19 protein-coding genes and 1 pseudogene are annotated in these 22,149 nt (G+C 70.3%); 9 read left to right on the top strand and 11 right to left on the bottom strand.

Translation table 11 applies throughout. The annotated features are described in order from the left end of the window. The 4 genes and pseudogenes from BXA03_RS19070 to BXA03_RS19055 all read right to left on the bottom strand — a co-directional run. Positions 1-317, bottom strand: a pseudogene (locus tag BXA03_RS19070) (oxidoreductase); the annotation flags it as partial. Positions 318-326: 9 nt separating this feature from the next. Beyond that, positions 327-1,115, bottom strand: a complete 789-nt coding sequence (locus BXA03_RS19065) for an SDR family NAD(P)-dependent oxidoreductase (protein ID WP_076510758.1) — start codon at positions 1,113-1,115, stop codon at positions 327-329. A 2-nt stretch (positions 1,116-1,117) separates the two neighbouring features. Continuing rightward, positions 1,118-2,098, bottom strand: coding sequence for a Bug family tripartite tricarboxylate transporter substrate binding protein (locus tag BXA03_RS19060; protein WP_076510756.1), 981 nt, complete (start codon positions 2,096-2,098; stop codon positions 1,118-1,120). Positions 2,099-2,133: 35 nt separating this feature from the next. Next, the gene (locus BXA03_RS19055) at positions 2,134-3,408 is read right to left on the bottom strand and encodes an aromatic ring-hydroxylating dioxygenase subunit alpha (protein WP_076510754.1); all 1,275 of its coding nucleotides are present in this window, start codon (positions 3,406-3,408) and stop codon (positions 2,134-2,136) included. A 189-nt stretch (positions 3,409-3,597) separates the two neighbouring features. Between BXA03_RS19055 and BXA03_RS19050 the strand changes: the two genes are divergently transcribed. Further along, positions 3,598-4,302 carry an IclR family transcriptional regulator gene (locus tag BXA03_RS19050; protein WP_234983749.1) on the top strand — a complete coding sequence of 235 codons (705 nt, stop codon included), beginning with the start codon at positions 3,598-3,600 and terminating at the stop codon, positions 4,300-4,302. A gap of 73 nt (positions 4,303-4,375) precedes the next feature. Here BXA03_RS19050 and BXA03_RS19045 read toward each other — a convergent pair whose 3' ends face one another. The 3 genes from BXA03_RS19045 to BXA03_RS19035 are packed head-to-tail and all read right to left on the bottom strand — an operon-like array spanning position 4,376 to position 7,611. Further along, entirely contained in the window at positions 4,376-5,692 is a 1,317-nt protein-coding gene (locus tag BXA03_RS19045; protein ID WP_076510750.1) for a c-type cytochrome, read from the bottom strand. Then, on the bottom strand, positions 5,689-6,447 hold the full coding sequence (locus BXA03_RS19040; protein ID WP_369822451.1) for a c-type cytochrome: 759 nt from the start codon (positions 6,445-6,447) through the stop codon (positions 5,689-5,691). The genes BXA03_RS19045 and BXA03_RS19040 overlap by 4 nt, the downstream gene beginning before the upstream one ends. Before the next feature lie 30 nt (positions 6,448-6,477). Further along, positions 6,478-7,611 carry an HPP family protein gene (locus tag BXA03_RS19035; RefSeq protein ID WP_076510791.1) on the bottom strand — a complete coding sequence of 378 codons (1,134 nt, stop codon included), beginning with the start codon at positions 7,609-7,611 and terminating at the stop codon, positions 6,478-6,480. A 295-nt stretch (positions 7,612-7,906) separates the two neighbouring features. Here BXA03_RS19035 and BXA03_RS19030 point away from each other — a divergent pair, with 295 nt between their 5' ends. From BXA03_RS19030 to BXA03_RS18995, 8 genes are all read left to right on the top strand, one after another. Continuing rightward, positions 7,907-8,884, top strand: a complete 978-nt coding sequence (locus BXA03_RS19030) for a tripartite tricarboxylate transporter substrate binding protein (RefSeq protein ID WP_076510748.1) — start codon at positions 7,907-7,909, stop codon at positions 8,882-8,884. Positions 8,885-8,971: 87 nt separating this feature from the next. Next, a complete protein-coding gene (gene acnD, locus BXA03_RS19025; RefSeq protein ID WP_076510790.1) occupies positions 8,972-11,620 on the top strand; it encodes a Fe/S-dependent 2-methylisocitrate dehydratase AcnD in 2,649 nt (882 codons plus the stop codon). A 3-nt stretch (positions 11,621-11,623) separates the two neighbouring features. Further along, a complete protein-coding gene (gene prpF, locus BXA03_RS19020) occupies positions 11,624-12,817 on the top strand; it encodes a 2-methylaconitate cis-trans isomerase PrpF (RefSeq protein WP_076510746.1) in 1,194 nt (397 codons plus the stop codon). A gap of 64 nt (positions 12,818-12,881) precedes the next feature. Further along, positions 12,882-13,742 (top strand): isocitrate lyase/PEP mutase family protein, encoded by an 861-nt coding sequence (locus BXA03_RS19015; protein WP_076510744.1) that lies wholly within the window; start codon positions 12,882-12,884, stop codon positions 13,740-13,742. Between the two features lie 11 nt (positions 13,743-13,753). Then, entirely contained in the window at positions 13,754-14,725 is a 972-nt protein-coding gene (locus tag BXA03_RS19010; RefSeq protein WP_076510742.1) for a DUF4434 domain-containing protein, read from the top strand. Between the two features lie 129 nt (positions 14,726-14,854). Beyond that, positions 14,855-16,027, top strand: a complete 1,173-nt coding sequence (locus BXA03_RS19005; RefSeq protein WP_083716181.1) for an acyl-CoA dehydrogenase family protein — start codon at positions 14,855-14,857, stop codon at positions 16,025-16,027. A gap of 41 nt (positions 16,028-16,068) precedes the next feature. Further along, positions 16,069-16,311, top strand: a complete 243-nt coding sequence (locus BXA03_RS19000; protein WP_076510740.1) for an acyl carrier protein — start codon at positions 16,069-16,071, stop codon at positions 16,309-16,311. 20 nt (positions 16,312-16,331) lie between these two features. After that, entirely contained in the window at positions 16,332-17,771 is a 1,440-nt protein-coding gene (locus BXA03_RS18995) for an AMP-binding protein (RefSeq protein ID WP_076510738.1), read from the top strand. On the opposite strand, the gene BXA03_RS18990 is transcribed toward BXA03_RS18995, so the two are convergent. The 4 genes from BXA03_RS18990 to BXA03_RS18975 are packed head-to-tail and all read right to left on the bottom strand — an operon-like array spanning position 17,761 to position 22,141. Then, positions 17,761-18,390, bottom strand: coding sequence for an alginate O-acetyltransferase AlgF (locus BXA03_RS18990; protein ID WP_234983748.1), 630 nt, complete (start codon positions 18,388-18,390; stop codon positions 17,761-17,763). The genes BXA03_RS18995 and BXA03_RS18990 overlap by 11 nt on opposite strands. Positions 18,391-18,446: 56 nt before the next feature. Then, on the bottom strand, positions 18,447-20,030 hold the full coding sequence (locus BXA03_RS18985) for an MBOAT family O-acyltransferase (RefSeq protein WP_076510734.1): 1,584 nt from the start codon (positions 20,028-20,030) through the stop codon (positions 18,447-18,449). A gap of 12 nt (positions 20,031-20,042) precedes the next feature. Continuing rightward, the gene (locus tag BXA03_RS18980) at positions 20,043-21,158 is read right to left on the bottom strand and encodes an alginate O-acetyltransferase AlgX-related protein (RefSeq protein WP_234983746.1); all 1,116 of its coding nucleotides are present in this window, start codon (positions 21,156-21,158) and stop codon (positions 20,043-20,045) included. Next, entirely contained in the window at positions 21,155-22,141 is a 987-nt protein-coding gene (locus tag BXA03_RS18975) for an alginate O-acetyltransferase AlgX-related protein (RefSeq protein WP_076510732.1), read from the bottom strand. Before BXA03_RS18975 ends, BXA03_RS18980 begins: the two co-directional genes overlap by 4 nt. Between the last annotated feature and the right edge of the window lie 8 nt (positions 22,142-22,149).

The following is a 22,149-nucleotide window of genomic DNA, read 5'->3' as shown; positions in this document are numbered from 1 at the left end:
TCCTCGTGCAGCTCGAAGTTGTTGCGGGGGGCCGAGATGTCGATCACCTGGCCCACGCGCAGCTGCTGGTGCACGAACTTCGAGCCACCCCGGCTCGCGCGGTCGTTGAGCACGCCCACCACATAGCGGCCGCTGTCGCTGCAGGGGTTGCACAGCGAATAACTGCGCACCAGGCCGTTGGCCAGGTGCAGGTCGATGTGCGAGCCCGCGGCGAAGGCCGGAAAGGTCACGCCGGCATTGGCCGGGCGGAATTCGACGCTGACGATGCCATCGGCCTCGTGGCGCATCGTGTGGACCCGTGCTCGAAGCAAAGACATTCGCTGGGCTCACATGATGTGCAGGCCGCCGTCCACCATCAGCGTCGTGCCGGTGATGAAAGACGCCTCTTCAGACGCCAGCCAGAGGATCGGGTGCGCGATCTCCACCGGATCGGCCCACCGCCCGATCAGCGAACTGGTGCTGCGCTCGGCGCGCAATTGCTCCACTGACTTGCCCGCCGTGGTCGCCCGCTGCACATGGAAGTCCGTGAGCGTCGAGCCGGGGCAGATGGCATTGGCGCGCACTCCATTCGGTGCCTCTTCGAAGGCGAGCGTGCGGGTGAAGGCCAACTGGGCCGCCTTGGTCGCGTCATACAGCGCCATGCCCTTGCGGCCGGTCACCGCGTAGCACGACGACACGTTCACCACGGCACCGCAACCGCTGGCGCGCAATGCCGGAAGGGCGGCCTTGCAGTACTGGCTCATGCCGACCAGATTGACCGCCACCACCGCCTGCCACTGCTCGGCCGTGAGGGCATCGACGGCGCTGTAGTTGCGCATCGCGGCGTTGTTGACCAGCACATGCAGGCCGCCCCAGTGCCGCACGCATCGCGCCACCACCTCGGTGGCAGCGGCTTCGTCGCGGACGTCGGCCGCCAGGGTCAGCATTGACGCATCAGGAAATTCCTCGCGCAGCGTTGCGTGCGTCCGTGCCAGCGCTTCGGCGTCGGCGTCGACCAGGGCCACGCGGGCGCCCTCGCGGCAGAACAGCCGGCTCGTCGCCGCACCGATGCCGGCACCCGCGCCAGTGATGAGGGCGACCTTGCCGGCCAGGCGTGCGGAGTTCGTCGCAGCCATCCTCAGTCCACCTTCGCGCCTGTGTCCTTGATCACCTTGCCCCAGCGGTTGATCTCGGTGTCGATCCAGCGGCTGAAGTCCTGCGGCGATCCTGCGACCACCTCGAACTCCATCTCTTCCAGGCGGGCCTTGATGTCGGGCATGGCGAGGATGCGCACGAACTCCTCGTTGTAGCGCTTGATGATGTTCGGCGGCGTGCCTCCAGGCGCCAGGAAGCCGATCCATGACGTGGCTTCAAAATCCTTCAGGCCCGACTCGGCCAGGGTGGGCACATCGGGTGTGCTGGGAAATCGCTTGGCGCCGCTCGTGGCCAGCAGTTTCAGACGTCCTTCCTTCACGAAGCCCTGCACATTGCCCGGCACGAAGAAGCCCGCCTGCACGTTCCCAGCCAGCAGGTCGGCCACGGCCGGCCCCGCGCCGCGGTAAGGCACATGGGTCATCCGGAAGTCGGCCGCCGACTTCATCATTTCCATCGTCAGGTGCGAGGCGCTGCCCATCGAGACCGAGCCATAGGAATACCTGGCCGGGTTGGCCTTGGCCTTGGCGATGAAGTCGCGCACGTCGCGGATGCCCGTGGATGGATTGACCACCAGGTATTGCGGCGACTTCACGGCGAGCACGATGGGCGCCAGGTCCTTGCGCGGGTCGAAGGGCATCTTGTCGAACAGCGTGACATTGATGGCCAGCGGACCGTTGTAGCCCACCAGCAGCGTCTGTCCATCCGGGGCGGCGCGGGCGACCTCGGCGGCACCGATGTTGCCGCCAGCGCCGCCCTTGTTTTCGACCACGAAAGGCTGGCCGAAGGCTTCCTGCAGCTTGGGGGCGACAAGGCGGGCCAGCACGTCGTTCGTGCTGCCCACGATGGGCACGATGATGCGCACCGGCCGGCTGGGTTTCCAGTCTGCGGCCGCGTCGGCGGCCCACGCCGAACTGGCGCAGGCCGCGGCCAGCACGGCCAGCGCGAGTGTCTTGGGAATTCGCATGATGTCTCCTGTCTTTCGTGGGGCGGATGCCAGCTTCAGAGGCTGAAGACCGGTTTGCGCGTGCTGTCGGCCAACTCCGTGCTGGCCCACTCCAGCGGGCTCTGCTCTCGCGGCAGCAGCACGCCGGCCGGACGCACGCGCTGCGCCTGCGGATTCAGCGCCGGCGGCGCCTCGCCCTGTTCGAGCCCAAGCGCCGCTTCGTTGAGCATGCGGCGGGCCATCACGATGGCCTTGTCGGTGGGCAGCAGGCGCTCGGCTTCGTGATCCTGAATCGGGCCCATGCTCTCCTGCAGCGAATAGTCCTGCGCCGAAAAGCCGAACACGCCGCTGTACGAGCGCTGCTCGCGTTGGGCGACACGATCGATCATGTAGTCGTTGTCGCGGTTGGCGGCGGGCACGAAGCTGCCCGGTGCTTCGTATTCCACATGGATGCCCTTGCCCGCGCGCATGGCCTCGAGTTCTTCATCGCTGAGTGCACGGTCGGGTCGCCAGTTGATGCTCCAGGCCCAGCAATGGTGGTCGTCGATGGGGACCCAGACGTGGCCCGCCAGCGCGTGCTCGCCGAATGGGGCGATCAGGGTGAACCACGGAAACAGCCACTGCGTGATGCGCCAGTAGTACGAATCGGGCTCGCCGTTGCGCCGGCCGAACAGGCTCAGGCCGAAAGGCGTCTTCTCGATCTCGAAGATCACGTTGCCGTCGGCCTTGATGTAGTCGAGTGCCTTGACACCCTGGTGCATGGGGTCGGAGTCGACCTCGTAGCGGTGGACGTACGACACATGCGCCGTGTCGATGCCGCCTTCCATGGCCTGCAGCCAGTTGCTGTACTGCAGTCGTTTGGAGACGAAGACCTGCTCGGGCGGCAGGGTGCACCACTCGACTTCCGGCAGCTCGGGCTGCTGGCCTTCGGGCCCCATGTATGCCCACACCACGCCGCCGCGCTCGATGCACGGGTAGCCCTTGATGTGCATACGCGCGCAGGATTGGGGCGAGGAGGGCACGTCCACGCAGTGGCCGTCGCCGTCGAACTTGACGCCGTGGTACGCACAGCGAATGCCGTTCTCCTCGTTTCGACCGAAGTAGAGCGACACGCCGCGGTGCGAGCAGAACTCTCCGATCAGGCACGCCCGGCCATCGGTGTTGCGGAAGGCGAGCAGCTTCTCGCCCAGGAGCTGCACGCGCACCTGCGGGCCATCGGGCTCGGCGATCTCGCTGGACATCAGGGCCGGCACCCAATAGCGGCGCAACAACTCGCCCATGCGCGTACCCGGACCGACGCGAGTGAGGGTCTCAGACATTTCCTTGTTCATCGTGTGTTCTCCATCGTCATCGTTAAGTCCATTTGATGGACATGTATCCATTGTGCGGACTCAATTGCGCTTGGTCAACAGATGGTCATCGTGTCCGTCTGTTGGACAATTGGCTGGTGACAATCCGCGACCCAATACAGGAGTGCTCGCTTGGACGCAGAAGAAAAATCGGGTGAAGGCGTACGCGCCGTGGAACGTGCCCTGGACATCCTGCTGGCGTTCGGGCCGGGCGACCAGGCGCTGACGGCCGGCGAATTGCTCAAGCGGGTGGATCTGAGCCGGCCCACGCTCTACCGGCTGTTGCGCACGCTGGAGAACAAGGGCTTCATCATCTCGAGCGGCGTGCCTCAGCGATTCGCACTGGGGGCTTCGGTGGCCCAGTTAGCGCACGTGTGGAGCACCGGCCTCGACGTGGCGGCGCTGGCCCAGCCCATGCTGCAGGCCCTGTGGGAGCAGACGTGCGAAACCGTTGCGCTGCTGCTGCACCAGGGTGACCACCGCGTCTGCGTCGCCGAACTGCCCAGCGCCCAGCCGTTGAGTTTCAAGCGTGGCGTCGGTCACCGCGAGGCCGTGGCCCGTGGTGCCAGCGGGCGTGTGATCCTTGCGCATCTGCAGGCGCCAGAGGTGCATCTGCCCACCGGCCCAGAGGGCGACGCGCTGCGCAAGCGCCTGCAGCAGATCCGAGAACAGGGCTACGAAGTCAGCCGCGACGAACTCATCAAGGGGGCAGTGGCGGTGGCGGTGCCGGTCTTCCTGGGTGATGGGCGGGTGGTCGGTTCGCTGGCCGTCTTCGGGCCGAGCGTGCGGGTCGATGCCGCCTGTGTGCGCCGCTTCGTGGAACTGCTCAAGTCACAGTCGGTGCGGCTTTCACAGGCGCTCGGACGCCGCAGCTGAGGGGCCGGCCGGTTCGGTGGCGGTCCCGGAGGATCGCGCCCGCAAGCCGCGGAGCCCTGGGGTTGAGCCGCCTCTAGCGCTGCATCACTTGGCGCAGCGTGACTTCCGTCTCCGTGTTGCCCCAGCTGCTGCGCACATAGCTCAGCACCGCGGCGATCTCCTCGTCGCTCAGCACATGGCCGAAGGGCGGCATGCCGTAGGGGCGCGGATTGCCCTCGGTGGCCGGGGGGTAGCCGCCGCGCCGCACCACCTGCACCAGGTTGACCGGATTGGCCATGTTGACCGCCCGGTTGCCCGCGAGCGGCGGAAAGGCGCCCGGCTCGCCCTGGCCCTGCTCGCCGTGGCACCAGGCGCATTGCTGGGCGTAGACCTTCTCGCCGCGCGCCAGCAGCGATTCGTTGCGGCGAGGTGGTTGGGCGGGGGCCGGTGGGGCCGGCTGCTGCGGCAGGTCCTTGAGGTACAGCGCCATGGCCTGCAGATCCGCATCGCTCAGGTGCTGGGTGCTGCGGTAGACCACCTCGGCCATCGGCCCCAGCACCGAACCGTGCTCGGTGCGGCCGGTCTTGAGCAGCGCCACGATGTCCTGAAGCGGCCAGTTGGCCACGCCCGCCTCGTGCGGGGCATCGAGGGCCGGTGCATACCAGTTCTCGCCCGGCAGCATGCCGCCGGCCAGGCCGCGGCTCACGTCGGTCGCGCCCAGCGTGTTGCGGCTGCCATGGCAGGCGATGCAATGGCCCAGGCCCTGCACCAGGTAGGCGCCGCGGTTGTGCTCGGCCGAGCGGCTGGGCTCGGGCACGAACTCGGCCGGCCGGAAAAACAGCGCCCGCCACACGGCCAGCGCGGCCTGCGTGTCGTACGGAAAGCGCAGCGTGTGCGGGCGGTTGGCCTGCGTCACCGGCGGCAGGCTCTGCAGCCAGGCGAAGAGCGCGTCCGAGTCGTCGCGCGTGACCTGCGTGAAGCTGGTGTACGGAAAGGCCGGATACAGCAGCCGCCCGTCACGCGAGCGGCCATGGTGCAGGGCGCGCCAGAAATGGTCGGCGTTCCATTGGCCCAGGCCGGTGAGCGGGTCCGGCGTGAGGTTGCCGGCATAGAGCGTGCCGAAGGGCGTCTCGATGCCGCGCCCGCCCGCATAGGCGGCGCCGCCGCGGGCGGTGTGGCAGCCGGCGCAGTTGCCCGCCAAGGCCAGGTAGCGCCCGCGTTCGAGCTGCGCGGCCGAGGCGGCGGGCGGGGCCAGGTCGTCGCGGATCGGGGCCTCGCCGCGCAGGTTGAGCAGCACCACGGTGGCGGCGAGCGCGGTCAGTACCGTGCCCAGGGCGAGTGCGGTCCACAGCAGGGCGCGACGCAGCGTCGACGGCCGGGCCGCTGGTGCGCCTGTGAGCGGCGCGTTCATCGGTGCGCCTCCATCGCGCTGCACGCCACCGGCAGGCCCGCGGGCAGGGCCGAAGCGGGTACGGCCTTGTAGTTCGCCGGCACCGGTTGCGCGGCCAGCCAGCCGGCGACTGCGCGGATGTCCTCGCTCCTGAGCCGCCGGCCCACCTCGGCCATGCAGTCGGGCGCCAGGGCGCGCCGGTCGCCCGTGACCCAGGCGCCCAGCTGCGAGGCGATGTACAGCCGCGGCAGCCCCAGCAGCCCGGGAATGCCCGGCTGCACGCCAGTGAGCGCCGGTCCGTGGCAACGCACGCAGGCCGGTATGCCACGGGCCACATCGCCTTCCAGCACCAGTGCCCGGCCCCGGGCGAGTTCGGCCGCGGGCAGGTCGGAGGGCGTGGCCGCGGCATAGGGCAGGTCCAGTTCCGCGAAGTACTCGGCCATCTCGCGCAGGTAGGCGTCCGAGAGCTGGGCCAGCAGGTGGTTCATGTCGGCCTGCTGGCGCCGGCCGTCGCGGAAGCTGCGCAGCTGGTCGTACAGGTAGCCGGCCGGCTTGCCCGCCAGCCGCGGGAAGTAGCCGGAATTGGTCGCCAGCCCCTCGCGGCCGTGGCAGGTGGTGCAGGCGGCCATGCGGCGCTGCATCTCGTCCGCGGCCTGGGCGGGTGCGCTCGTTCCGGTCAGCGCGGCCAGCCCTAGCAGCATCGCGCTGCCGGTCCAGCGCGCCAGCCGCGGCAGGATGCCGGGGAGGCCCGCTTGTCTCGTCGTCTGTTTCTTCATGATCGACTCCGTGGGGAGGTGACGGCCTCGTCAGCCGGCCGGGCGTGAGGCCCGGTGCAGCGCCCGAACCACGTCCGACTGGGTGATGATGCCCACCAGGCGCTTGTCGGCATCGATGACCGGCAGGTGGTGATGGCCCGCCTCGGCGAACAGCGGCACCAGCTCGGCGATGCGGCGGTGGCTGCTCACCACGCGCACCTCGCGGGTCATGATCTGGCCGACGGTCTCGGGCTTGTCGGAATGGGTCAGGCCGTCCCGCCGCAGCAGGCTGCGCAGGCGCTCGCCCACGCCCTCGCGCTGGTCCCAGCCGGCGTGCCGCAGGAAGTCGGCCCGCGTCAGGATGCCCACCACGCGCTGCGAGCGGTCCACCACCGGCAGGGCCTTCACGCCGCGCGCGCGCATCAGCGTCCAGGCCTCTTCCAGCGGCGTGCCGAACTGCACCGCCGCTGGCCCGGCCGACATCACCTCGGCACATTGCAGCTGGCCGAAGTTGCGCTCGTAGGCAGCCGATTCGGCGTACTGCAGGATGTCCTGCAGGTCGTCGCGGCTCACGTCCAGCACCTGGTTGTAGTGGGCCAGCGCGGCGTCGAGGTCGGCGGCGGAAAAGCGGCTGCCCGCTGGCGCGGTGGCCGGGGCCTGCGGCGCATGCGGATAGCGTCGCCCGGTCAGCCCGTTGTAGAGCATGCCGGCCAGCACCAGCAGCAACGAGTCGACCAGCATCGGAAAGAGCGCGAAGCCGAAGCCCACCCCGCCCAGCGCCGCCAGCAGGGCCGAGGCGCCGCCCGGCGGATGCAGGCAGCGCAGCGCGAACATCACGGCGATGGCCGCCAGCACCGCCACCGCGCCCGCCCAGGCCGGGTCGGGAATCAGCAGGGCGCAGGCACTTCCCACCAGCGCCGAGACGGTGTTGCCGCCCACCACGGCCCAGGGCTGGGCCAGCGGGCTGGCCGGCACGGCGAACACCAGCACCGCGCTGGCGCCCAAGGGCGCCACCAGCCAGGGCGCCGCCATGCCGGTGCGCAATGCCCACCAGCGGGCGATCAGCGCGGTGATCAGGATGCCCAGGCCGGCACCGGCGAAGGCGCGCAGCCGCTCACGGGCATCGACCCGGGCGGTGGCAGGACGGAAGCGGGCCGCCAGATCGGCCCAGGAAGGAGATCGCATGGTGACGCAGGCTAGGCGGGCGCGCGGTGGCACCGGCAGGAACAGGCCGACCGGACGGGGCGGCCGATAGGGGGCGGCCATGGCGGCCGCTCCTGCATCGTACGTGGCGCACGGCTTTGGTGCATCCATTCGGGAGCGCGCGAGCGACATCGGCGCCGCTGCGGCATGCGATCAGCTGCAACCATCGCCTCCGAAGGGTTGCAGCCCACGCAGGTTCCCGTCAGGTCGGCGCACCGACGATCCCGCGCCCGGTCGGCCGCATGGTGCGGGCCGCCAACCCTGGAGACATCCTTCCGTGACCCTCAATCGCCGCCTCTTCAACACCGGCCTTGCCAGCCTGGCCCTGCCGCTCGGCTTCGACGCTGCCGCGCAGGACGGCTATCCCAACAAGCCGATCCGCATCGTCTGTCCCTTCGCGCCCGGCGGCGGCTCGGACTTCATCGCCCGCGTCGGCTCCAACCTGCTGGCCAAGGGTGTGGGCCAGTCGGTGATCGTCGACAACCGGCCCGGCGCCGGCGGCACGCTAGGGACGGACTATGCGCTGCACCAGCCTGCGGATGGCTACACGCTGCTGCTGGTGGCGGGCAGCTACACGGTCAATCCGGCGCTCTACAAGCTCAAGTTCGACCCGGTGGCTGACATCACGCCCGTGATCCAGCTGTCCAAGGGCGCCTACGTGCTGTGCATCAACCCCAACAAGGTGCCGGCCAAGAACATGGCGGAGCTGCTGGACTACATGCGCAAGAACCCCGGCAAGCTGAGCTTCGCCTCGGCGGGCAACGGCAGCCACCTGCACATCACGACCGAATACCTGTTCGGCATGGCCAAGGTCAAGGGCGTGCACATTCCCTACAAGGGCACCGGCCCGGCCGTGACCGACCTGGTGGCCGGGAACGTGGACCTGCTGGTGGCCGGCACCGAGGCGTTGATGCCCCACGTCAAGGCCGGCAAGCTGCGGGCCCTGGGCGTGACCACGGCCCAGCGCCTGGCGGCCTACCCGGACCTGCCCGCCATCGCCGAAGCCGGCCTGCCCGACTACGACGTGGTCGCCTGGCATGGCCTGATCGCGCCCAAGAATCTGCCGCCCGCGGTGCTGGCCAAGATCAACGGCGCCATCAACACGGGCCTGAAGGCGCCCGAGCTGGTCGCGCAGCTGGAGCCCACGGGCGTGTCGCCCGCTGGCGGCACGCCAGAGCAGTTCGGCGCGCTGATCAAGGCCGAGATCCCGCGCTACGCCAAGGTGGCGCGCGACAACAACATCCAGGCCCAGTAAAAACGGGCGGGGCCGGCGTCGCCTGCCGGCCTTCGTTCACCAATGCGGCGGCGCATCGCGTCGGTGCGCCGCCCGCTCCACGACCCCATGAACCGCCTCCACCGCCAGCCGCTTCCCGCCACCGACCTTCATTTCTACGACGCTCGTGCCGCCATCGAGGCGCTGCAGCCCGGCGCCTGGGCCCGGCTGCCCTACACCGCGCGGGTGCATGCCGAGAACCTGGTGCGCCGCGCCGACCCGGTCCGGCTGGGTGACTACCTGCGCCAGCTGATCGAGCGCCGACGCGACCTGGACTTTCCCTGGTATCCGGCGCGGGTGGTGTGCCACGACATCCTGGGCCAGACCGCGCTGGTGGACCTGGCGGGCCTGCGCGATGCCATCGCGGCCGAGGGCGGCGATCCGGCCGCGGTGAACCCCGTGGTGCCGGTGCAGCTGATCGTGGACCATTCGCTGGCCGTGGAATGCGGCGGTTTCGACCCCGAGGCCTTCGCCAAGAACCGCGCCATCGAGGACCGCCGCAACGAAGACCGCTTCCACTTCATCGACTGGACCAAGCGGGCCTTCGACAACGTGCAGGTGATCCCGGCGGGCAACGGGATCATGCATCAGATCAATCTGGAGAAGATGTCGCCGGTCGTCGCCGTGCAGGACGGCGTGGCCTATGCCGACACCTGCGTGGGCACCGACAGCCACACGCCGCATGTCGATGCGCTGGGCGTGATCGCCGTGGGCGTGGGCGGCCTGGAGGCCGAGAACGTGATGCTGGGCCGCGCGTCGTGGATGCGCCTGCCCGACATCGTGGGCGTGGCGCTGGTCGGCGAGCGCCGGCCGGGCATCACGGCCACCGACATCGTGCTGGCGCTCACCGAGTTCCTGCGCCAGCAGAAGGTCGTTGGCGCGTACGTGGAATTCTTCGGCGACGGCGCGGCGCGCCTGTCCATCGGCGACCGTGCCACCATCGCCAACATGTGCCCGGAGTACGGCGCCACCGCCGCGCTCTTCGCCATCGACGGCCAGACGCTGGACTACCTGCGTCTGACGGGCCGCGAGGAATCGCAGGTGCGCCTGGTCGAGGCCTATGCCAAGGCGGCTGGCCTGTGGGCCGACACGCTGGCCGAGGTCGCGTACGAGCGCGTGCTGCGCTTCGACATCGGCACGGTGGAGCGCAACCTGGCCGGCCCCTCCAACCCGCACCGCCGCCTGCCGGCCAGTGCCCTGGCCGAGCGCGGCATCGCCGATGCGGCCAAGCTGGCGGCCGGGCGCGCCGACGAGGCCGCGGGCCGCCTGCCCGACGGCGCCGTGGTCATCGCCGCCATCACCAGCTGCACCAACACCAGCAACCCGCGCAACGTCATCGCCGCCGCGCTGCTGGCGCGCAATGCCAATGCCCATGGCCTGGTGCGCAAGCCCTGGGTCAAGACCTCGCTGGCGCCCGGCTCCAAGGCCGTCGAGCTGTACCTGCAGGAGGCCGGCCTGCTCGGCGAGCTGGAACGCCTGGGCTTCGGCATCGTGGCCTTCGCCTGCACCACCTGCAACGGCATGAGCGGCGCGCTGGACCCGGCCATCCAGCAGGAGATCTTGGACCGCGACCTGTACGCCACCGCGGTGCTCTCGGGCAACCGCAACTTCGACGGCCGCATCCATCCGTATGCCAAGCAGGCCTTCCTGGCCTCGCCGCCGCTGGTGGTGGCCTATGCCATCGCCGGCACCATCCGCTTCGACATCGAGCGCGACGTGCTGGGCACCGACGCCCAGGGCCGCGAACTGCGCCTGGCCGACCTGTGGCCCAGCGACGCGGAGATCGACGCCGTGGTCGCGGCCAGCGTCAAGCCCGAGCAGTTCCGCCGCGTGTACGAGCCCATGTTCGCGATCCGCGCCGAGGGCGAGGCTCGCGCGAATCCGCAATACGACTGGCGCCCGCAGTCCACCTACATCCGCCGCCCGCCCTACTGGGACACCGAGGGCATGGGCGCGCTGGCCGCCCAGCCGCGGACGCTGTGCGGCATGCGGCCCCTGGCCCTGCTGCCGGACAACATCACCACCGACCACCTGTCGCCCTCCAACGCCATCCTGGCCGACAGCGCGGCCGGCGAGTACCTGGCCCGCATGGGCCTGCCGGAGGAAGACTTCAACTCCTACGCCACCCACCGCGGCGACCACCTCACGGCCATGCGCGCCACCTTCGCCAATCCTCAGCTGGTCAACGAGATGGCCGTGGTCAATGGCGTGGTGAAGAAGGGTTCGCTCGCCCGCATCGAACCCGAAGGCCGGGTGGTGCGCATGTGGGAGGCCATCGAGACCTACCTGCAGCGCCGCCAGCCGCTGGTGGTCATTGCCGGTGCCGACTACGGCCAGGGCTCCAGCCGCGACTGGGCGGCCAAGGGCGTGCGCCTGGCCGGCGTGGAGGCGGTGGTGGCCGAAGGCTTCGAGCGCATCCACCGCACCAACCTGATCGGCATGGGCGTGCTGCCGCTGGAGTTCCTGCCCGGCACGACGCGCCTCACGCTGGGGCTGGATGGCACCGAGACCTACGACGTAGAAGGCGAACGCACCCCCGGCGCGCAACTCGACCTGGTCGTCCATCGCCGCAGCGGCGAGCCCCTGCGCGTGCCCGTGCGCTGCCGGCTGGACACGGCGGAAGAGGTGTCGGTGTACGAGGCCGGCGGCGTGCTGCAGCGCTTTGCGCAGGACTTCCTGGCGGGGCAGACTGCCCCCCTTCAACCGGCCACGTACTGAACCATGCCCGCGCCTCAAATCAAGATCCCCGCCACGTACATGCGCGGCGGCACCAGCAAGGGCGTGTTCTTCCGCCTGCAGGACCTGCCCCAGCGCGCCCGTGAGCCCGGCCCGGCGCGAGACGCACTGCTGATGCGGGTCATCGGTAGCCCCGACCCGTACGGCAAGCACACCGACGGCATGGGCGGCGCGACCTCCAGCACCAGCAAGGTCGTCATCCTGTCGAAGAGCGCGCGCCCCGGCCATGACGTGGACTACCTCTTCGGCCAGGTCGCCATCGACAGCGCCTTCGTCGACTGGTCGGGCAACTGCGGCAACCTGTCGGCGGCCGTGGGCCCCTTCGCCATCGCCGCCGGCCTGGTCGATGCGGCGGGCGTGCCGGCGGAAGGCGTATGCACCGTGCGCATCTGGCAGGCCAACATCGGAAAGACCATCGTGGCCCATGTGCCCATGGCGGACGGACAGGTTCAGGAGACAGGCGACTTCGAGCTCGACGGCGTGACCTTCCCGGCGGCCGAGGTGCCGCTCGAGTTCCTCGACCCCGCCGAAGAAGGCGAGGGCGGCGCCATGTTCCCGACCGGCTGCGTGGTGGATCAGTTGGAGATGCCCGGCGTCGGCACCTTCGCGGCCACGCTGATCAATGCCGGCATCCCGACCATCTTCCTCAACGCGGCCGAGCTGGGCTACACGGGCACCGAGCTGCAACCCGCCATCAACGGCGACGCCGCCGCGCTGGCGCGCTTCGAGACGATCCGCGCGTGGGGTGCCGTGCGCATGGGCTTGATCCGCGACGTGGCCGAGGCCGCCACGCGGCAGCACACGCCCAAGGTCGCATTCGTCGCGCCGCCGCAGGATTACGTGGCCTCCAGCGGCAAGGCGGTGCGCGCGGCCGACATCGACCTGCTCGTTCGCGCCCTCTCGATGGGCAAGCTGCACCACGCCATGATGGGCACGGCGGCCGTGGCCATCGGCACCGCGGCGGCCATTCCGGGCACGCTGGTCAACCTGGCGGCCCGCGGCGGCGAACGCAGCGCCGTGCGCTTCGGCCATCCCTCTGGTCTACTGCGTGTCGGCGCCGAGGCGCGGCAGGTCGACGGGCCGGCCGGGCCGCAGTGGCAGGTCACCAAGGCCCTCATGAGCCGCAGCGCCCGCGTGCTCATGGAAGGCTGGGTGCGCGTGCCCGGCGATTGCTTCTGAACCGGACGGCCAGGGTGGGCCCGGCATTGCTGGGCGCCCCCCGACCGTCGAACCCCTCGCGTGCATGTCCACTCGCAAACAACTCAAGACCCTGGTCGAGGCCCGCCGCGGCGTGCTCGTGCCGGGGGCCTTCAATGCCCTCTCGGCCCGTGTGATCGAAGACCTCGGCTTCGAGGCGATCTACGTCACCGGTGCCGGCGTCACCAACATGTGGTTCGGCATGCCCGACCAGGGCTTCATGGGCCTGGCCGAGATCGCCGACCATACGGCGCGCATCCGCGATGCGGTGTCGCTGCCGCTGATCGTCGATGCCGACACGGGCTTCGGCAATGCGCTCAACGTCTATCACACGGTGCGCACGCTGGAGCGGGCCGGCGCCGACTGCATCCAGCTGGAGGACCAGGTCGCACCCAAGCGCTGCGGCCATTTCTCGGGCAAGGAGGTCATCAGCACCGAAGAGGCCGTGAGCAAGATCAAGGCGGCCGTCGATGCGCGCCGCGATGCCGACCTGATGATCCTGGCCCGCACCGACGCCGCTGCCACGCACGGCTTCGAGGCCGCGGTCGAGCGCGCCCAGAAGTTCGCCGAGGCCGGGGCCGACATCCTCTTCGTCGAGGCGGTGACCCAGGCCGACGAGGTGCGCGCCCTGCCGCAGCGCCTGGCCAAGCCCCAGTTGATGAACATGGTGATCGGCGGCAGGACGCCCATCTTCAATGCCGACCAGCTGGCCGATCTCGGCTACGGCATCGTGCTCTATGCGAATGCCGCGCTGCAGGGCGCGGTGATGGGCATGCAGCAGGCCCTCACGGTGCTGCGCGACCAGAAGGAGGTTCAGGAGTCCAGCGGCCTCGTCGCACCCTTCGCCGAGCGCCAGCGCCTTGTCGGCAAGCCGGATTGGGACGCGCTGGAAAAGCGCTACACGTGAAGCCTCCGCCCATGCCCACACGACGCGCCTGGCTGGGTGCGGCCGGCGCCGCGGCTGCCCTGTTGGCCGCCGGTTGCGCACCGGCGCCGCTGCGGCTGGATGGCACCTTCCTGCAGCCCTGGCGCAGCCACGAAGCACTGTCGCTGGACGAATGGCGCCGCCGCCTGCGCACGACGCGCGCGCTGGGCTGCCGCGAGGTGGTCGTGCAGTGGATGGGCCTGTACGGCGGCACCAACGACTGGATGCTGAAGCCGGCCTTGCTGCAGATGCTGTTCGACGAGGCCGCACGGGAAGGCATGGGCGTGCGCCTGGGCCTGCCCTACGACGAGCGCTGGTGGACCACGCTGGGCGCCAAACAGCCCGAGGCGCTGCCGGCCTTTCTTGACCAGACGCGCGATCGCAGCCTGGCCGCCATGCGCAGCGAGCCCTGGCCGGACCATGCCGCCTTCCGCGGCTGGTACCTGCCCTACGAGATCGACCAGTACAACTGGGCCACGCCCGAGCGGCGCCGCCTGCTCACGGCCTGGCTGCGCGAGCTGGCGGCCGAGCCCCTCAAGCGCAGCCAGCCGCGCCTGGCCGTCTCCACCTTCTACAGCCGCCTGCCCACGCCGGGCTCGCTGGACGGCCTGTGGGCCGAGATCCTCGACGCCGCGCCGCTGCGGCCCATGCTGCAGGACGGTGTGGGCGTGGCCGGCATGGGCAACTATGCCGGCCTGGAGCCACTGCGCCGCCTGCTGCGCAAGCGTGGCGTGGCGTTCGACCTGATCGTGGAGTTGTTCGAGCAGTTGCCCAATCCGCCAGGCCAGCCCGACGCCTTCCGCGCCCGGGCCGCGACGCTGGAACGGGTGCGCGCCCAGCTGGAGGTCGCGCGCAGCTACGGCGCCGAGCATGTGCTCGCCTTCGCCATCGACCCCTGGCTGCTCGGCGACACGCCCGAGGCCCAGAAGCTGCTGCGCGACTGGCGCGGCGGCGACGGCGCCTGAGCCACAGCGGCCCTTCGCCGATGCCGCCTGACGTTCGCCGTCAGGTGCTGGTCACGGCCTGTCCGCAAAGCTTACGAAAAGTGAACTTATACTAAAAATGTATCAACACTCTCGAAGCTTGGGGCGGGAATGAAGGCCGCAGAACTGGTGTCGCCCGCCGCGGCCATGGAGTCCGCCGTGGCGCGGGCCACGCAACTGGCCGCCGAACAGGCGGAGGCCGTCGACCGGGAGGGCCGGCTGCCCACCGAGGTGCTCGCCGCGCTGCGTGCGCAGGGCCTGATGGGCCTGCTCGTGCCCACCCGCTACGGCGGTCCGGGGCTGCCGCTGCGGGCAGTGGTCAATGTGTGTCGCCGCCTCTCCGAGGCCTGCGCCTCGACCGGCCTGATCTACGCCATGCACCAGGCGCAGTCGGCCGTGGCCATCGGCCATGCGCAGGACAGCGACTGGCTGCAGGGCCTGCTCGCGCGCATGGCGTCGGAGCAGCTGCTGGTGGCTTCCGCCACCACCGAAGGCGCCACCGGCGGTGCGATCCGCGCCAGCGCCTGCTTCCTGGACCCGCAGCCCGACGGCCATCTGCGGCTGCGAAAGAGCGGGGCCGTCATCTCCTATGCCCCCGCGGCCGACGTCTTCCTGGTGAGTGCCCGCCGTGCCGAGGATGCGGCGCCCACCGACCAGCGGCTGGTGGCCGTGCGGAAGGACCAGATCCAGTTGCAGGCCCACACACCGTGGAACCCCATGGGCATGCGCGGCGCCCGAACCGACCGCTATGACCTGATCGCCGACTGCGGGCCTGAACAGGTCTATGCCGAGCCCTTCTCGGTGCACATGTCGCAGACCATGCTGCCCACCTCGCACCTGCTGCTGGGCGCCGTGTGGCTGGGCATCGCCGTGTCGGCGCTGGGCCGGGCGCGGGCTTTCCTGCGCCACCGCAACCGCAGCGGGGCGCCGCTCAACCCCATCGCCAACCTGCGACTGGCCGAGGGCGAGACGCTGGTGCAGCAGTTCCGCGGCACGCTGGCGGCCTGCATGGCGCTCTACGAAGACGTCGAGGGGCCACAGACCGCCACCGAACGCATGGTCAGCTACAACGCGCTGAAGGTCGGTGCTTCCGAGCTGGTGGTGCGCGTCACCGACATCGCGCTGCGCATATGCGGCATCCAGGGCTACATGGAGCCGGGCGAGTTCTACCTGAGCCGCCACATCCGCGACGCGCATGCTGCCGCCGTGATGGTCAACGACGACCGCATCCTCGGCAGCCTTTCCACCGTGGTGCTGGGCGTGCCGCTCAACCGCGACCTTTGAACTTCGGGGCACTGCGCCCTTTGCTTCCGTCTTCCATCCTCATGACCACGCCTGCCGAGATCGAACAACAACTCATCGCCCTGATCCAGTCCGCCATCCTCAAGAAGGTGGATCCGGAGGTGCCCCTGCTCGAATCCGGCCTGCTCGATTCCGTGGCTGCCGTCGAGCTGATGCTGTCCGTCGAGAGCCGTTTCGGCTGCACGGTGCCGATCACCGAGGCGCAGGAGCACCTGTACTCGGTGCGCACGCTCACCGACTTCGTCGTGGCCAACACGGCGGCCTGAGCCGCCCTCGCGCGCCAGACATGCACTTCGACTACGACGGCGGCCGCTTCCTCCAGACGGAGGCCGGCGGCGAACGGCCGGCCATCGTGGCCCGCGACCGCCACCTGGACTGGGCCCAACTGCAGCGCGAGGCCGAGGCCTGGTGCGACGAGGCCCGCCGTCTGGGCCTGGGCGCGGACATGCCCATCGTCATCCGCGGCCACAAGGAAGCGGCCTTCATGGTCGCCCTGACCGGCGCGCTGATGCTGCGCGCGCCCTTCGTGCCCGTCGATGCGGTCTACCCGGCCGAGCGCCTGGCCAGCATCTGCCAGATCCTCGACGCCCACCTGCTCTACGACGCGGCCCAGGGCCGCTTCGAGGTGCTGCGCGAGGGCGCCGGCACGCCGCTGGCCGAGAAGCAGCTGTGCTACGTGATGTTCACCTCGGGCACCACGGGCCAGCCCAAGGGCGTGCAGATCGGCCGTGAGAGCGTGCAGGGCCTGATCGACTGGATGCGTCTGGACTTCGGCCTGGGCGAGCGCCCGGTCTTCCTCGACCAGACGGTGTTCAGCTTCGACGTGTCGCTCTACGACGTGTTCGGCACGCTGGCGCTGGGCGGCACCATCCTCATGCTCGACCGGCAGGACGCCGCCTCGCCGCTCAAGGTGGCGGCATTGATGGCCGGGCATGGCGTGACGACCTGGGTGTCCACGCCGTCCTTCGCGCAGCAGCAGCTGGTCAACCCGGGCTTCACGCAGGCGGCGCTGCCGCAGCTGCGCACCTTCGTCTTCTGCGGCGAGCCGCTGCCCGTGCCGCTGTGTCGGCAGCTGCGCAAACGCTTTCCCGATGTGCCGCTGCTCAACACCTATGGCCCCACCGAAGCCACGGTGGCGACCACGCTGCTGGTGGTGGAAGACGCCATGCTCGCCACCGACGCGCCGCTGCCCATCGGTCGTGCCAAGCGCGACAGTGCCGTGTACTGCGACGAGGGCGAGCTGTGCATCGCCGGCCCGCATGTGATGCGCGGCTACCTCAACCGGCCCGACCTCAACACCACGCGCATGTTCATGCGCGAGGGCCAGCGCGGCTTTCGCACCGGCGACCTGGGCACCGAGGGCGAGGACGGCCTGCTCTTCTGCCATGGCCGCATCGACGACCAGATCAAGCTCAACGGCTACCGGCTGGAGCTGATGGAGGTGGATGCCGCCCTGGCCGCGCTGCCGGGCAACCGTGGCGCCTCGGCCGTGGCCCTGCGCCGGCCCAACGGCGCCGTGGCGCGGCTGGTGGCCTTCGTCGAGACGGGCAGCGACGACACGGCGCTGCCGGCCGAGCTGGCCGACTGGAAGGCGCTGCTGGCGGCGCGCCTGCCGCACTACATGATCCCGTCGGAGCTGCTGCCCTGCGCGCAGCTGCCGGTGTCGGTCAACTACAAGACCGACCGCGCCAAACTGGCGCGGCTGTACGAGACGCTCAACGCTTGAAGGTGTCGGTGCGGGCCGGCTGCATCGTCAGCACCGGCTTGTCGGCGGTGCCCGTCATGAAGAGGCTCAGGTGGTCGCCCGCCTGCAGCGCGGGCAGGGCCTGGGCCGCGCTCACGGCGCTGCCGCAAGCGGCCGCCAGCTGGGCCTGCACCGGATTCACCGAGCGCGCACCGGCCGCCATCGGCGCCACGTCACGCACGACGGGCGTGCCGGCCGGTGCGAGCTGCAGCTGGGCCTTCGCGCAGCCGGGCACCAGGTTGTAGAAGCGCAGCTCGGCCTTCAGCGCATCGGGCACGTCACCCGTGTCGTCGATGGCGGTGAAGGCATGGCCGGCACCATCGCGGCGCAGCACATAGGTGCCGAAGCTGTCGGGCCGCACCTCCAGCGTCGCGGCCTTCTTGCCGCCCACCTGCACGGCGAATGGCCGGCCACCGGCCACGATGGCATAGCTGGTGGCGGGCGCCTGCGGTCCGATGCGCTGCGCCGGCCCGCCGGCCACCTGCACCAGCAGCGTCTGGTCCGTGGGATTGACCACGCGCACGAAGGACGAGCCCGCGGGCGGGCGCGCGGCGTAGAGCTGGGACAGTGCGCCGTCCTGGGCCATCGCGGGAAATGCCATGGTGGCGCAAAGCGCGGGCAGTGCCAGCGTGCGAAGAAGAGTGGCGAGAGGCTTCATCAGAATTGGAAGTAAAGGAACCGTGCCTCGCGGTGCAGGTTCATGACGCTCACCAGCAACAGCAGCAGCACCACGACCAGCCAGCCCGTGCTGGGCTGCCAGCGCAGCCACGCGGGCCGGCCCTCCTGCACACGGCCCAGCGCGGGCGAGAAGCGGCCGAGGATCTGGTACGCATTGGGCGTGCCCCAGGCGATGGCCAGCAGCAGCACGATCAGCAGCGCCTGCACATGGCGGCCCATGAGCGACTGCCAGCCCGCCCAGCCCTGCGTCAGCAGCGCCACGGCCTGCGCGCCGCCCAGCGATTCGATGCCGCGCGAGCCGGCCATGCCCTGCAGCAGCGCCATCGCGTCGGCCACGCTGCTGGCGCGGAAGAACACATGCGCCACCGTCACCGATGAAAAGGTCAGCCCCACGCAGGCGATGAGCCACAGCCGCCGGCCGCGCGGACCCTGCGGCGCGACGCGCGGCGCCAGGCCGATGCGCCAGGCGTGGTTGATGCACAGGTAGCTGCCGTGCAGCAGCCCGTAGATGAAGAACTGCAGGCCCGCGCCATGCCACACGCCCGCCAGTCCCATGGTGTAGAGCGTGGGCCAGCCGATCATCAGCGCGAAGCCCAGCGCCGTGCGGCTGCCGGCGGCGCCCACCGGCAGCCCACGGTGGCTGCGCCAGCGCGAGACCTTCATGGCCATCGGGTAGTACAGGTAGGTGGTGAGGTAGCGCGTCAGCGTCATGTGCCAGCGCGCCCAGTAGTCGATGATGCTGGCCGCCTTGAACGGCGAGTTGAAGTTCAGCGGAAAGCGCACGCCGAACATCTTGGCCAGGCCCAGCGCCATGTCCGAATAGCCCGAGAAGTCGAAATACAGCTGCAGCGTGTACGCCAGCGCGGCGCCCCAGGCGGCCCAGAACTGCGTGTCGCCCGGCGACGCGAAGCCGGCATCGGCATAGGGCGCGATGCTGTCGGCCAGCAGCACCTTCTTGGCCAGCCCGATGACGAACAGCGTGCCGCCCACCGACAGGTTCTCGGCGCGGAAGCGGTAGGTCTCGGCCTGGTCGAACTGCGGCATCATTTCCTTGTGATGCAGCACCGGGCCCGCGATCAGGTGCGGGAAGAAGGTGACGAACAGCGTGTGGTTGAGCAGGCTGGCCTTCTTCACCGCCCCGGCCTGGCAGTCGAGCAGATAGCCGATCTGCGTGAAGGTGAAGAAGGAGATCCCCAGCGGCAGCAGGATGTCCTCGACCGGACCCGCGCGCAGCCCCAGGTCGGCCAGTGCGCCGAGCAGCGTGGTGAAGTACTTGTAATAGAAGAGCAGCGCCAGGTTGCAGCCCACGCCCACGGCCGTGATCCACCACTGGCGGCGCTTGTCGCCGCTGCTGCCGATGATGAGCCGGCTGAACACGTGGTTGACGAGGATCGAGCCGGCCAGCAGCACCACGAAGCGCGGGTTCCACCAGCCATAGAAGACGAAGGACGTCAGGCACAGCCACAGCGCCGCCCAGCGCCTGCCGGCCGCAGCCAGGGCGTAGTAGCCACCCAGCGCCACCGGCAGGAACAGGAACAGGAAGAGGTAAGAGTTGAACAGCATGCGCGTCGGGCCTCAGGGCAGGGCGGCGGCGGCACGCGCCTCGTCGGCGCTCAGGGGCAGCGAGAGCGAGAGTTCGGAGAAGGTCCACACGACGAGCTTGAGGCTGGCGGGCCAGCGGTCCTGCTGCGCCAGGGCGGCCAGCATGGCGCCCGAGAAATAGCCGCCGTCGTGGCTGAGGGTCCAGACCTCGCGGCCGAGCTGCCGGCCCAGGCGGCCAGGGAATTCGCTGCGCAGGCCGTTGGAATCGCCCACCAGCAGCACCTCGGCCGGCGGACCGGCATCCAGCAGGCCGCCGCTGGCCACGGGCACGATGCGCTCGGGGACGAACGACTCCAGCGACGGGCGCCAGCCTTCGGGCAGGTGCTCCAGGCCGGCCAGCACGATCAGGTCGCCCATGCGCGGCTCGGGCGCCGCGCCGCGCTGATCGTCGAAGCGCTGGCCGCCGGGGCCGCCCAGCAAGGGCAGCGCCGTGCGGCCGATGGCGGCGGCCGCGGCTTCGGCGCCTTCCGGTGCCATGTGCACATCGGTCCGGTAATAGGGCTGGGGCAGGTCAGTCAAGGCGGGGCGAAGGTCGACGTGCCGCACGCCGGCCGCAGCCAGGCGCTGCTGCCAGTCGTCCAGACGTGCCTGCATCGTGGCCGAAACCGGCAGGCCGCACAGATGCGCGGCCTCGATGCGGGACTTGTCAGGCACCGTGGCCACCACCAGCTGCACGCCATGCGCTCGCAGCCGCTGGGCCCAGTGCCGCATGAGGGCGAGGCGGCGCGCATAGGCCGCCGCCGCGACGGCCTCGCCGGCGGCCGGCCGCAGGCCGTCGCGGTAGAAGAGCCAGCCGGGGCAGCCCTCGGCCACCTGCGGGCCCAGGTCGCCCAGCAGGCGCCAGCGCAGCCCGGCGCCCCAGCGCGTCCAGCCGGACTGGCCGGGCAGGGCACCGAGGGTGCGGTTCATGGCGGCCTCGGCACCCGCCTGTTGCCAGGCGCCGCGGTCGGCGGTGGCCAGGCGCCAGCCGCCCCAGAGCAGGCCGGCGGCGAGCAGCACGCCGATGACGAGCGCGAACGGGATGTGCCGGCGGTCGGGCGGCGTGGGCGCGGCTGCGGGCTTGGGCGCCGGCGGCGCAGCCACGCTCACGCCAGCGCGGCCTGGATGCGGCGCTGCCACTCCTCGGCAGCCATCACCGAGGCGCTGTCCCACAGCCCGCGGGCATCCGGACCCAGGTGGAAGTTGGGCTCGAACAGCTGCCACACCAGCGCCTGCGGCTTCTGCTGGCGGAAGGCGTTCGATTCCACATACTCGATGAGCACGCGCCAGAAGCCCACGTCGCCCGGCTTCCAGTTGACCGACACGGGCCGGTCGAGCACGTTCGACAGCTTCTGCGGAAAGCCGAAATAGGGCTGAACCATGCTGTTGCCGGTGACGTGCACCGGGGCGGGCGCATCGGCCAGCAGGCTTTCGCCATCGCCCGCGCGGCGCACCGAATAGATCTCGCGGCCGACCGAGCGGCGTTGCTCGGGCGACAGGAAGCGGTCGGCCAGATCCCCATAGCGCCGCTCGTTGATCAGCGGTCCCAGCGCCATGCCGGTGCCCGGCTGGCCGGCCAGGTTGGGCACCTTCTGGCGGATCAGGTCGGCCGTGGCCTGCGCGGTGGCATCGGCCGCTGGCTGGGTCCAGTGCTGGTCGGTGCGGTAGTAGACGTTCTGGCCGGCGGCCTTGAGCCCCATCAGCAGCTTCTCGTCGTCGAAGGTGGCCACGCCGGCCGCCTGAAGGCGCGAGAGGATGCCGGCGTAGCGCTGCCGCATCTCGGGCGACATCGGTTTGTCCGCGGGCAGCTTCTCCGCATAGATGCGCATCTTGTCGGGCAGCACCGGCACGACCAGGGCCACGCCCTTGGCCGCGAGCAGCTGGCTCACCTGCGCCACACGGGCCACGGTGGCGTCGATGCCTTTCCATTCGGGCGTGGCCAGGCTGTCCCAGGCCGCGAAGATGAAGTTGTCCTGGCCCACGAAGGCCAGCGTGTCGGGTTGGGCGCGCGCCAGGCCCGCCAGGGCCAGGCCCATCGGCAGGCCCAGCAGGTGGCGGCGGCGCAGGCCGCCTTCGGTGCGGTCGTCGGTCATGGATGCAA

Origin of the sequence: Pseudacidovorax sp. RU35E (assembly GCF_900156165.1) — a bacterium.
In the GTDB taxonomy this organism is placed as follows: Bacteria; Pseudomonadota; Gammaproteobacteria; order Burkholderiales; family Burkholderiaceae_C; genus Xenophilus.
The sequence above is the reverse complement of the archived record's forward strand: the minus strand, read 5'-3'. Positions and strand labels throughout refer to the sequence as shown.

Coding starts and splice junctions, on each gene's coding strand:
- BXA03_RS19065 (WP_076510758.1), bottom strand. CDS start 1,115: ATGGCTGCGACGAACTCCGCACGCCTGGCCGGCAAGGTCGCCCTCATC.
- BXA03_RS19060 (WP_076510756.1), bottom strand. CDS start 2,098: ATGCGAATTCCCAAGACACTCGCGCTGGCCGTGCTGGCCGCGGCCTGC.
- BXA03_RS19055 (WP_076510754.1), bottom strand. CDS start 3,408: ATGAACAAGGAAATGTCTGAGACCCTCACTCGCGTCGGTCCGGGTACG.
- BXA03_RS19045 (WP_076510750.1), bottom strand. CDS start 5,692: ATGAACGCGCCGCTCACAGGCGCACCAGCGGCCCGGCCGTCGACGCTG.
- BXA03_RS19040 (WP_369822451.1), bottom strand. CDS start 6,447: ATGAAGAAACAGACGACGAGACAAGCGGGCCTCCCCGGCATCCTGCCG.
- BXA03_RS19035 (WP_076510791.1), bottom strand. CDS start 7,611: ATGCGATCTCCTTCCTGGGCCGATCTGGCGGCCCGCTTCCGTCCTGCC.
- acnD (WP_076510790.1), top strand. CDS start 8,972: ATGAACCGCCTCCACCGCCAGCCGCTTCCCGCCACCGACCTTCATTTC.
- prpF (WP_076510746.1), top strand. CDS start 11,624: ATGCCCGCGCCTCAAATCAAGATCCCCGCCACGTACATGCGCGGCGGC.
- BXA03_RS19015 (WP_076510744.1), top strand. CDS start 12,882: ATGTCCACTCGCAAACAACTCAAGACCCTGGTCGAGGCCCGCCGCGGC.
- BXA03_RS19010 (WP_076510742.1), top strand. CDS start 13,754: ATGCCCACACGACGCGCCTGGCTGGGTGCGGCCGGCGCCGCGGCTGCC.
- BXA03_RS19005 (WP_083716181.1), top strand. CDS start 14,855: ATGAAGGCCGCAGAACTGGTGTCGCCCGCCGCGGCCATGGAGTCCGCC.
- BXA03_RS19000 (WP_076510740.1), top strand. CDS start 16,069: ATGACCACGCCTGCCGAGATCGAACAACAACTCATCGCCCTGATCCAG.
- BXA03_RS18995 (WP_076510738.1), top strand. CDS start 16,332: ATGCACTTCGACTACGACGGCGGCCGCTTCCTCCAGACGGAGGCCGGC.
- BXA03_RS18990 (WP_234983748.1), bottom strand. CDS start 18,390: ATGGCATTTCCCGCGATGGCCCAGGACGGCGCACTGTCCCAGCTCTAC.
- BXA03_RS18985 (WP_076510734.1), bottom strand. CDS start 20,030: ATGCTGTTCAACTCTTACCTCTTCCTGTTCCTGTTCCTGCCGGTGGCG.
- BXA03_RS18975 (WP_076510732.1), bottom strand. CDS start 22,141: ATGACCGACGACCGCACCGAAGGCGGCCTGCGCCGCCGCCACCTGCTG.